General features: G+C 69.3%; 13 protein-coding genes. 4 read left to right on the forward strand and 9 right to left on the reverse strand.

What is annotated here, in order from left to right; all coding sequences use genetic code 11:
* Positions 1-457 (reverse strand): RNA polymerase sigma factor (locus WA805_RS08685; RefSeq protein WP_425242078.1); only part of this gene is annotated, 457 nt, incomplete at its 3' end.
* Positions 458-597: 140 nt separating this feature from the next.
* On the opposite strand from WA805_RS08685, the gene WA805_RS08690 reads away from it, so the two are divergent.
* From WA805_RS08690 to WA805_RS08700, 3 genes are all read left to right on the forward strand, one after another.
* Positions 598-1,692 carry an ATP-dependent DNA ligase gene (locus WA805_RS08690; RefSeq protein ID WP_422289989.1) on the forward strand — a complete coding sequence of 365 codons (1,095 nt, stop codon included), beginning with the start codon at positions 598-600 and terminating at the stop codon, positions 1,690-1,692.
* Positions 1,693-1,697: 5 nt separating this feature from the next.
* Positions 1,698-3,002, forward strand: a complete 1,305-nt coding sequence (locus tag WA805_RS08695) for a DNA polymerase domain-containing protein (protein ID WP_425242079.1) — start codon at positions 1,698-1,700, stop codon at positions 3,000-3,002.
* Between the two features lie 167 nt (positions 3,003-3,169).
* Positions 3,170-3,991, forward strand: coding sequence for an SGNH/GDSL hydrolase family protein (locus tag WA805_RS08700; RefSeq protein WP_422340111.1), 822 nt, complete (start codon positions 3,170-3,172; stop codon positions 3,989-3,991).
* A gap of 125 nt (positions 3,992-4,116) precedes the next feature.
* Here the strand turns inward: WA805_RS08700 and WA805_RS08705 are convergent, their stop codons facing one another.
* From WA805_RS08705 to WA805_RS08715, 3 genes are all read right to left on the reverse strand, one after another.
* Positions 4,117-5,097, reverse strand: a complete 981-nt coding sequence (locus tag WA805_RS08705) for an SDR family NAD(P)-dependent oxidoreductase (RefSeq protein ID WP_425242080.1) — start codon at positions 5,095-5,097, stop codon at positions 4,117-4,119.
* Positions 5,098-5,108: 11 nt separating this feature from the next.
* A complete protein-coding gene (locus WA805_RS08710; protein WP_425242081.1) occupies positions 5,109-5,300 on the reverse strand; it encodes a hypothetical protein in 192 nt (63 codons plus the stop codon).
* A 397-nt stretch (positions 5,301-5,697) separates the two neighbouring features.
* Complete coding sequence (locus WA805_RS08715; RefSeq protein WP_422279652.1) at positions 5,698-6,150, reverse strand: hypothetical protein; 453 nt, start codon at positions 6,148-6,150, stop codon at positions 5,698-5,700.
* A gap of 101 nt (positions 6,151-6,251) precedes the next feature.
* Here WA805_RS08715 and WA805_RS08720 point away from each other — a divergent pair, with 101 nt between their 5' ends.
* The gene (locus WA805_RS08720) at positions 6,252-7,229 is read left to right on the forward strand and encodes a helix-turn-helix transcriptional regulator (protein WP_422340114.1); all 978 of its coding nucleotides are present in this window, start codon (positions 6,252-6,254) and stop codon (positions 7,227-7,229) included.
* Here the strand turns inward: WA805_RS08720 and WA805_RS08725 are convergent.
* From WA805_RS08725 to WA805_RS08745, 5 genes are all read right to left on the reverse strand, one after another.
* Positions 7,226-7,549, reverse strand: coding sequence for a hypothetical protein (locus WA805_RS08725; RefSeq protein WP_425240307.1), 324 nt, complete (start codon positions 7,547-7,549; stop codon positions 7,226-7,228). The two genes, WA805_RS08720 and WA805_RS08725, sit on opposite strands and share 4 nt — an antisense overlap.
* Positions 7,546-7,950 (reverse strand): DUF6855 family protein, encoded by a 405-nt coding sequence (locus tag WA805_RS08730; RefSeq protein ID WP_422276855.1) that lies wholly within the window; start codon positions 7,948-7,950, stop codon positions 7,546-7,548. Before WA805_RS08730 ends, WA805_RS08725 begins: the two co-directional genes overlap by 4 nt.
* Positions 7,950-8,408 carry an SRPBCC family protein gene (locus WA805_RS08735; protein ID WP_422276853.1) on the reverse strand — a complete coding sequence of 153 codons (459 nt, stop codon included), beginning with the start codon at positions 8,406-8,408 and terminating at the stop codon, positions 7,950-7,952. The genes WA805_RS08730 and WA805_RS08735 overlap by 1 nt, the downstream gene beginning before the upstream one ends.
* On the reverse strand, positions 8,405-8,779 hold the full coding sequence (locus WA805_RS08740) for an ArsR/SmtB family transcription factor (RefSeq protein ID WP_422339553.1): 375 nt from the start codon (positions 8,777-8,779) through the stop codon (positions 8,405-8,407). The genes WA805_RS08735 and WA805_RS08740 overlap by 4 nt, the downstream gene beginning before the upstream one ends.
* A 5-nt stretch (positions 8,780-8,784) precedes the next feature.
* On the reverse strand, positions 8,785-9,081 hold a 297-nt coding region (locus WA805_RS08745), incomplete at its 5' end, for a hypothetical protein (RefSeq protein WP_425242082.1).

The following is a 9,081-nucleotide window of genomic DNA, read 5'->3' on the forward strand; positions in this document are numbered from 1 at the left end:
TCTCAGTGGCGTGCAGGCTCCGGCCGAGGTGCGCCGCCACGTCCGCGACGGGAAGCCCGTCGAGGTAGCGAAGCGTGAGCGCGGCCCGCTGGGGTGCGGACAGGCTGCGCAGCGCCGTGTAGGCGGCCTCGGTATCCAGCCACTCATCCCACGGATCGTCGAGCGCGGCGCCCGCCCGCGCTTCCATGGCCGCGGCACGAATGCTCTCTTCCCTGGCGCTGCGCCGCCAGTGGTCCGCCAGCTTGTGCCGGGCGACGCCGATGAGCCAGGGGACCGTTATCCGCGAGGGGTCCGGCTTGGCGGCCGCGTCCACCGCGGCCATGAACGTCTCCGCGGCCAGGTCCTCGGCGAGGCTGACGTCCCCGCAGCGGGACAGCAGGTACCCGTAGACGTGCGGCAGCGCCCGGTGGTAGATGGCCGCCACCGGGTCCTCGTCAGGGACCTCTTCGCTGCCCACGCTACTGAGTCGTCCGGCGCCGCGGATTTCCGAACATCACCCGCTGATTTCCCACCCGCGCCCACGTCAAGCATGATCGTAAGCAGTAACGGGCACTGTTGTTCCGCGAGCATCACTCGCGATCATGGAAGCTGGGGGACATGGACCTTCCGGTGATGCCGCCGGTGGCGCCGATGCTGGCGAAGCCGGTGGACGCGATCCCCGACGGGGACTACGTGTTCGAGCCCAAGTGGGACGGGTTCCGCTCGATCGTCTTCCGCGACGGGCCGGAAGTGGAGATCGGCAGCCGCAACGAACGGCCGATGACCCGCTACTTCCCTGAGCTGGCGGAAGCCGTGCTGGCCGAGCTGCCGCCCAGGTCCGTCATCGACGGAGAGATCGTGGTGCCTAACTTCACCACCGGCCGGCTCGACTTCGAGGCGCTGCAGCTGCGCATCCATCCCGCGGCCAGCCGGGTCAAGCTGCTCGCCGCGCAGACGCCGGCCCACTTCGTGGCCTTCGACCTGCTCGCGCTCGGCGACACCGACTACACCGGCCGCCCCTTCGCCGAGCGCCGCGCTGCCCTCGAAGAGGCGCTGGCCACGGTCAAGTCCCCGGTTCACCTCACCCCGGCGACGACGGACAAGTCCGTCGCCACCCAGTGGTTCAGCCAGTTCGAAGGGGCCGGGCTGGACGGGCTGATCGCGAAGTCGCCGGACGCTGCGTACGAACCGGATAAGCGGGTGATGCTGAAGGTCAAGCACGAGCGCACCGCCGACTGCGTGGTCGCCGGCTACCGGCCGCACAAGAGCGGGCCGGACGCGATCGGGTCGCTGCTGCTCGGGCTGTACCGCGACGACGGCCAGCTGGCCAACGTCGGGGTCGTCGGCGCGTTGCCGATGGAGCAACGGCGCGCGCTGCGCACGGAGCTGGAGCCGCTGGTGACCACCTTCGACCAGCACCCGTGGAACTGGGCCCAGGAGACGGAAGGCACCCGCACGCCGCGCAGCTCGCAGTACAGCCGGTGGAACGTCGGTAAGGACCTCTCGTTCATCCCGCTGCGCCCGGAGCGGGTGCTCGAGGTCCGGTACGACCACATGGAAGGCCCGCGGTTCCGGCACACGGCGCAGTTCGTCCGCTGGCGCCCGGATCGCTCGCCCTCATCGTGCACCTATGCGCAACTAGAGGAACCGGTGAGCTTCCAGCTTTCCGCGATCCTGGGTTCTGGATCAGTTATTCCGAACGGGCGGGGCTGACTCTCATGGCGTCGCCAAAGACAGTGATCGAGGTGGCCGGCCGCGAGGTGCCCGTTTCCAACCCGCAGAAGGTGTACTTCCCTCGCACCGGGCACACCAAGCTGGACCTGGTCCGGTACTACCTGGCGGTCGCCGAGGGGGCGCTGGGCGGGGCGGGCGGCCGGCCGATGGCGCTGAAGCGGTTCGTGAACGGCGCGGAGAGCGAGCCGTTCTTCCAGAAGCGCGCGCCGGAAAAGCGGCCGGACTGGATCGAGACCGCGCAGCTGAGCTTCCCGTCGGGCCGGGTGGCCGACGAGGTGGTGCTCCGCGACGCGGCGGGGCTGGTCTGGGTCGTCAACCTGGGCTGCATCGACCTGAACCCGCACCCGGTGCGCGCCGCGGACCTCGACCACCCTGACGAGCTGCGGGTCGACCTGGACCCGGTACCCGGCATCGAGTGGCCGCAGATCGTCGCCGTGGCGCTGGTGTCGCGATCCGTGCTGGCCGACTTCGGGCTGACGGGATGGGCGAAGACGTCCGGGTCGCGCGGCATGCACATCTACGCGCGGATCGAGCCGCGCTGGTCGTTCACCGACGTGCGGCGGGCCGCCGTGGCGGTGGCCCGTGAGATCGAGCGGCGGGCGCCGGACCTCGCGACCTCGAAGTGGTGGAAGGAAGAGCGGCACGGCGTCTTCGTCGACTACAACCAGAACGCCAAGGACCGCACGGTCGCCTCGGCCTACTCCGTCAGGCCACTGCCGGACGCGCGGGTATCTATGCCGCTGGCCTGGGACGAGGTTCTGTCGTGCGACCCGTCGGCGTTCACGATCGACACGGTGCCGGCCCGGTTCGCTGAGCTGGGCGACCCGTGGGCCGGGATGGACGCCGCCGTCGGCTCGCTGGAGGCGCTGCTCGAGCAGGCGGCCCGCGACGAGGCATCCGGCCTGCCGGACGCGCCGTGGCCGCCGCACTACGAGAAGCAGGGCGGCGAGGCGCCCCGGGTGCAGCCATCCAAGCGCCGCACGCCCAGCCCTACCGGGCGGCGCCAGCCCACCAAGCCGCTGATCGAGGTTGCCCGCGCGGCGACCAAGGCCGAGGCGATGGAGGGCCTGGAGCGGTGGAAGGCCCGGCATTCTGGCGTCTGGCCGCACCTGCACCCCGCTGACGTGCTGGTCGACGCGATGCGCGGCCGCAGCTCCGCCTGGTACCGCATCCGGCTGAACCTGGAGCACGTCCCCGAGGACGCGCGGCCGGCGCAGGAGCCGCTGGAGGTCGACTACGACCCCTGGGGCGGCTTCGACCCCCGCGAGGCGCGCAGGAACGCGCCGTAACCAATAGGGCCCGCCATTAACCCTGTTAACACCTGTTGACTCTTAGCCCCGTCCGATCTTGAATTAACGAAACAGTTCGGTAAAGGGGAATCGTGATGGGCGATCGGGTGATCCGTGTTCGGCGATTGATCGGTATCGGGCTGGCCGGGACGGCCATGGTGGCGGCGGTGAGCTTGATCCCGGCTCTTCCTGCCGCTGCCGCGCCACTCCACGGGGCGGGCGGCCATGGCACTTACCTGGCCCTCGGGGACTCGGTGGCGTTCGGCTACGTGCCGCCGAACGCTGTCCCGGCGCCGGACTACTTTGACGCCAGCTCCTTCGTCGGCTACCCGGAGGACGTGGCCCAGGCGCTGCACATTCCGGTGGCTAATGCCTCCTGTCCCGGCGAGACCACGGCCAGCTTCTACATCCCCGGCGCGCAGAGCAACGGCTGCGAGAACGCCCCCGGCTCATCCGTCGGCTACCGCACCGATTTCCCGTTGCACGTGAAGTACGCGGGCACCCAGATGCTTTACGCCCTCAAGTATCTAGCCACGCACCGCAACACCCGGCTGGTGACGATCAACATCGGCGCCAACGACGTGTTCCTCTGCCAGGAAACGACGGCGGACGCTTGCGCGAGCCCGGCCGAGCTCCAGGCCGTGCTGAAGAAGATCGAGGTAAACCTGACGGTCATCTATACCCTCATCCGTGACGTCGCCCGCTACCACGGGCCCTTGGTCGCGCTGACCTACTACTCGCTCAGCTACAGCGATCCCACCCAGGTCGCCGGCACCGAGGCGCTCAACTCGGCGATCGCGTCGGTCACCGAGAAGTTCGGCGGCAAGGTCGCCGACGGCTTCGCCGCCTTCGAAGGGCCGTCCGCGGCCTTCGGCGGCTCACCGTGCGCGGCGGGCCTGCTCATCAAGCTTCCCGACGGGACCTGCAACATCCACCCCTCGCCTGCGGGCCACCAACTGCTGGCACAGGCAATCGAGGATGTTATCTAGGAAGCCTCCCGCCGAAGTTCCGGCGCCATTTCGTGGAGGGCCGCTCAATGACGTGCAGTGGGGCCGGGCTGGGATGAAGCTCGCGCGGGGCCGCCCCCGCGCTGGCAGCCTCTGGCTGCTACCGCTCAGGGTGTTCCTGCCGGCGGCTCCGAGGCTAGCGTGCTGAACATCTCGGCGTCGTAGGCGGCCTCGGGCTTGGCGCGCACCGCGCTGTCGATCTTCTTGGCGTCCTCGCCGATGAGGATCCGCCAGGCCCCGGACCTGACTCCGTCCAGGATCATGGTCGCCGCCTCTGCCGCGCTGACCGGCGCCTTGTCCCGGAAGCCGGCGTTCGCCTCCTTGAGCATCTGGCGCAGCTCATCGGCTGACGTGCCCTCGGCCAGCACGCCGGCGCGGATCAGGTCGGCCTGCGTGTCGCGGGGGATCAGCTCCTCCACCTGGGCGTCGCTCATCTCCTCCGGTGCCGGAAAGCCACGGGCCCGCAGGCTGTTGGCGATGATGTCGGTGCCCACGTGCCCTGGCATCACGAGGGCGATCCGGACCTGCGGCGCGTTGGCGCGCAGGTCTACCATGAGCGCCTCGGTGAAGCCCTTCACGGCGAACTTGGCCGAACTGTAGGCCGAGTTCGGAATGCCTGGGCCCAGTGCCGCCCAGAAGCCGTTCACGCTGCTGGTGTTGACCAGGACGCCGTCGCCGCTGGCGATCAGCAGCGGCAAGAACACGCGGGCGCAGTAATACACGCCCCACCAGTCCACGGCGAACGTGCGCTCCCACACCTCCCGGGGACTGCTGATGAAGCTTTCGCCGCCGCCGATACCCGCGTTGCTGAAGACCAGGTCGACGTGATCGCTGGCGTGCTGCTCGAGCAACTCATCGCGGAATCGCACGACCTGCGCCTCGTCGGAGACGTCACAGGCATGACCGGTGACCGTGACGCCGGGCGGGGCGGCTGCCCACGCCGTGGCCGCGGTCACCGCGACGGTGTCGGGATTCAGGTCGCACGCCGCGACCGAACAGCCCTGCGCCGCCAGCTGGCGGACAAGCTCGCGGCCGATGCCCGAGCCGCCGCCGGTCACCACCGCGAGCTTGCCGGTGAACGAGTCCATGCCCATGATCGTTACCTGCGGTGCCACTGCTCGTCAACGATCCACGGCGCCTGGACCTCGACGGCCCGCCGGGCCCCGTAGTTCATGTCGTGAAGAGCGAGGTGGATCCGATGGCACGCTTCCCGGAGCCGCCCGCCGCCGGCCGGGGTGGCCTGCTCTGTCGTGCTGGCCTGAGATCCCTCGTGGGTAAGTTGTGCGGTCATTGCCTTGTCCTATCTGCTAGGGACTGGCCGGTTTCCCGGCCCTCAGCCATAGGTTCGCTCGCCCCGCCAGGTCCGCGGCAGGGGTCGTTTCGCCCCTCTTGCCGCGCGGCCGTGGCCGGGGTGGAATCACCCACGCCGCCCCGTGGCGGGCGGCTGCCCGGCCAGGCAGGACCGGCATGCGAAAGCGAATGGCTGCTCGCCTGCGCCGCGCACAATTTGCGGAAACTGCACCGGCACCGCCGGGAAGGCTGAGCGAAGGCCCCTCACACTCACCTAGCCGTTTAGCGGTCGTCATCTCGGCGGTGACGCCGATCGCGGGTCACGGCGGAGAGGCCTGCAACATCCACCCCTCGCCTGCGGGCCACCAACTGCTGGCACAGGCAATCGAGGACGTTATCTAGGGTCGCCTGGTTGCGTCCATGTACCAGTTGTCGAGCCAGGTCGCGCCGCCGTCGGTGGAGAAGGCCTGCTCCCAGTGGGCTGAGCCGGCTGTGATGTCTGTCCACCGGAACCGGGCGAGTATGGGCACGTCGTTGTAGGTGTCCTCGCCGAAGAACTCGCCGACTCCGTCCTTGAACGCTCCTGCGACCGGCGGGAACAGCGTGCCCGTCCGCTTGCTGGCCCAGTACAGCGACCACTGGCCAGTGTCCGGGTTATACAAGCGGAGGGTCAGCCCGGCGAATCCCTTCGTCGGGAAGACGATCTCGTCGAAGTTCGCGTTGCCGTCGAAGTGCCGGGACGCGTGGCTGATCCCGGGGAACTGTTCCCACTCGCTGCCGGAGTCGAGAAAGTCGGTGCGCCAGCGGTTGGCGATATCCCAGGTGCCGGTGAAGAAGTCGAAGTCGTTCATGCCCTTCCTTAGGATCGGTGACCAGGCTCGAGATGCCGTGGCGGCACGGTAGGACGGTTCCCCTGCCATCTACTGTCAGTGGACCGGGCGATACTTGACTCATGCGCGCCAGCCGGCTGCTGTCCCTGCTCTTGCTGCTGCAGAACCGCGGGCGGATGACAGCGCAGCAGCTGGCCAGCGAGCTCGAGGTTTCGGTCCGCACGATCTACCGTGACGTCGAGGCGCTCAGCGCCGCTGGCATCCCGCTGTATGGTGACGCTGGGCACGCCGGCGGCTACCAGCTGCTCGGCGGCTATCGCACCCGGCTGACCGGGCTCACCGCAGCCGAGGCCGAGGCGCTGTTCCTGTCCGGCCTGCCCGGCCCCGCGGCCGAGCTTGGCCTCGGCAGCGTGCTGGCGGCCGCGACGCTGAAGCTGCAGGCCGCGCTGCCTGCGCCGCTGCGCGGCAACGCCGACCGCCTAGCCGAGCGCTTCTACCTGGACGCGCCCGGCTGGTATCGCCGCCCCGAGGACGTGCCCCACCTGCCGGCCGTGGCGAGCGCGGTCTGGGAGCGCCAGGTCATCCAGGTCACCTATCAGCGTTGGAAGGAGCCAGCCGAGGTAACCCGGCGGCTGGAGCCGCACGGTCTGGTACTCAAGGCCGGCACCTGGTACGTCGTAGCCAGGTGCGACGGGGCTATGCGCACGTACCGGGTCGACCAGATCGTCGCGGCCACTCCCTGCGACTGCGGCTTCACCGCCGAACCCGGATTCGACCTCGCCAGCTACTGGCACGGCTACCTGGCCGACTTCCACCGCCAGCTGCATACCGGGCACGCGGTGATCCGGCTGTCTGATAACGGTGTCCGGCGCATGCGTCATCTGCTCAGTGCCGCGGCCGTGACCGCGGTCGAGACCGCCGGCGTGGCCGATGCGGGCGATGCGGGCGGCTGGGTGTGCGCGCGCGTGCCGATCGAATCGGCCGACCTGGCGCTCGCCGACTTCCTCCGCCTCGGCGCTGACATCGAGATTCTGGAGCCCGCCGAGCTGCGCGAGCAGGCGGCCAGGACCATCCAGGCGATGGCCGCGATCTACGACTAGCCAGCCCTTTCCGCAACCGGATCAGGCGCAACTGGGTAGCTGCCCACGAGGCGCCCGGCCGTCGGCGCGGGCGGCTCCTCGCAACGGTCTGCCAGACCCGAGGTGAACGCCTGAAAGGCAGGGAGGTCCTCAAGCGGGTTGGCGTCGGAGTCGAAGACGGCCGTATGCACGAAGGTGGTCTCGTTCGCGCGGAACGTGAAATAGCGGATTCCGGCGGGCCGCACTGCCGCCAGTTCCTCGAACACGGCTTTAATCAGCCGCTCGTTGTCGTCGGCAGCGTCCGGGCGGGTGCGGTAGCGAACTACGACGGCACGTGTCATGGCATGGCTCTCATCCTGTTGTTGCGGGAGTCGTGGGTGACCTCGGCCAGGCCGAGGGCTTCCAGTAGCGGCGGGAGGTACATGCCGAACCGGCCGCGGTATCCCTTGCGCAGGCCGTACCAGCCGCCGACCGGGTTGCCGGGAGACCGGCCCCATGCCTCGACCGTCCCGTCCGCGGCCGGCTTGCTTTCGTCCGCCGCGCCGAGCAGCACCCAGTCACCCTGGCTTTTCAGCCAGGCGTGCAGGTCGTCGATGGCACTTAGGTGGTACTTCAGCGTGGTGGATCCGACCTGGCAGACCAGGGCCGGCGGGTCAGCGTCCGCATCGCGGTACATGGAGTAGGCGGAGGTGCCGGGCGGCGTGGTGAGCTGCCATGGGTCGCCTTTCGAACCTGCTGGCATCAGGAACTCCTTTCGTCGGTGCTGGCGATCGCTGCCTGGAAATGCGGAAGGAGGGTCTGCCATCCGGCCCGGTTCTGGTCACGCCACTGCACGGCTGCGCGGCCCAGCCGTTCCCAGCCGCGGTGCTCGATCTCGATCCGGGTCCCGCCGGAGTCGTTGGCGGTGAACTGGATCTCGACCTCGGTCGCATCGGAGCGGTCTCGCCGGAGGTGCCATAGGTAGGCCAGCCGGGTAGGCGGGCTCCAGACCGTCACCTCCCCCCAGTCATGCTCAGCCCCGTCGGGCGTGTGCTCGTAGATCCGCCCGCCAACTCCGCTCTGCATCACGACAGTGACGTCGTCGCGTCCGGTTACGGTGTGGTCCGCCGGCCACCAGGTGGCGATCCCTGAGGTCCAGACGGTGAACGCGTGCTCGGCCGAGCACTCCACGTCGAGCGACATCCGCAGCGGCGCGGTCATGAACCCGGCGTCTTCCTGGTGTCCTTGCTTTCGCTCGGGCCGGCCTCGGTGTTCTCGGCCAGCAGCCGGAAACGCGTGGTCGCCTCGCCCCAGATGTGATCCAGGTATTCGCGGACCGCCTCGATCCCGCGTTCCTGCAGGCAGTAGATCCGGCGCGTCCCCTGAGCCCGCTCCGCGACCATTCCGGCGTCCTTCAGCAGGCGCAGATGGCGCGAGACAGCAGGCCGACTGATGGTCATCGCGTCGGCGATCTCCCCGACCGGCTTGTCCCCGCCGCTGAGAATGCGCAGGATCTCCCGCCGGTTGGTATCACTCAGCGCCTCAAAGCCCCGCGCCTCAGCCGGGCCCCTGGAGGCCGCCGCCTCAGCCATCCCGGTCAGCCGCCCGACTCGATCCGCTGCTTGAGCCCGGTCGCGAAGCGCTGGAAAGACGGGCCCAGGTCGGGCATCGACCGCCAGATCAGCGGCAGCAGCGGACCGCTGTACTCCTCGCGCATGCGGAATGCGACCTGGCCGTCCGCGTCCCCGGACACCTCGTAGGTGCGCACGCCGCGGAACAAGCCCAGTGGCATGCCCCCGCTGAACCGCAGGCGAGCCGGGGGGTCGAACAACGTCACCTTGACCGGGAACGCGCGACCGGGAGCCGCCTGCGACCGGATCTTCAGTGTCTCGCC

It is taken from the genome of Trebonia sp., from assembly GCF_049794275.1.
GTDB lineage: Bacteria > Actinomycetota > Actinomycetes > Streptosporangiales > Streptosporangiaceae > Trebonia.

What these genes read in the sequence shown, in the direction of transcription:
- WA805_RS08690 (WP_422289989.1), top strand. Translation starts at nt 598, where the DNA reads ATGGACCTTCCGGTGATGCCGCCGGTGGCGCCGATGCTGGCGAAGCCG.
- WA805_RS08730 (WP_422276855.1), bottom strand. Translation starts at nt 7,950, where the DNA reads ATGCCAGCAGGTTCGAAAGGCGACCCATGGCAGCTCACCACGCCGCCC.
- WA805_RS08735 (WP_422276853.1), bottom strand. Translation starts at nt 8,408, where the DNA reads ATGACCGCGCCGCTGCGGATGTCGCTCGACGTGGAGTGCTCGGCCGAG.
- WA805_RS08715 (WP_422279652.1), bottom strand. Translation starts at nt 6,150, where the DNA reads ATGAACGACTTCGACTTCTTCACCGGCACCTGGGATATCGCCAACCGC.
- WA805_RS08720 (WP_422340114.1), top strand. Translation starts at nt 6,252, where the DNA reads ATGCGCGCCAGCCGGCTGCTGTCCCTGCTCTTGCTGCTGCAGAACCGC.
- WA805_RS08705 (WP_425242080.1), bottom strand. Translation starts at nt 5,097, where the DNA reads ATGGACTCGTTCACCGGCAAGCTCGCGGTGGTGACCGGCGGCGGCTCG.
- WA805_RS08725 (WP_425240307.1), bottom strand. Translation starts at nt 7,549, where the DNA reads ATGACACGTGCCGTCGTAGTTCGCTACCGCACCCGCCCGGACGCTGCC.
- WA805_RS08695 (WP_425242079.1), top strand. Translation starts at nt 1,698, where the DNA reads ATGGCGTCGCCAAAGACAGTGATCGAGGTGGCCGGCCGCGAGGTGCCC.
- WA805_RS08740 (WP_422339553.1), bottom strand. Translation starts at nt 8,779, where the DNA reads ATGGCTGAGGCGGCGGCCTCCAGGGGCCCGGCTGAGGCGCGGGGCTTT.
- WA805_RS08710 (WP_425242081.1), bottom strand. Translation starts at nt 5,300, where the DNA reads ATGACCGCACAACTTACCCACGAGGGATCTCAGGCCAGCACGACAGAG.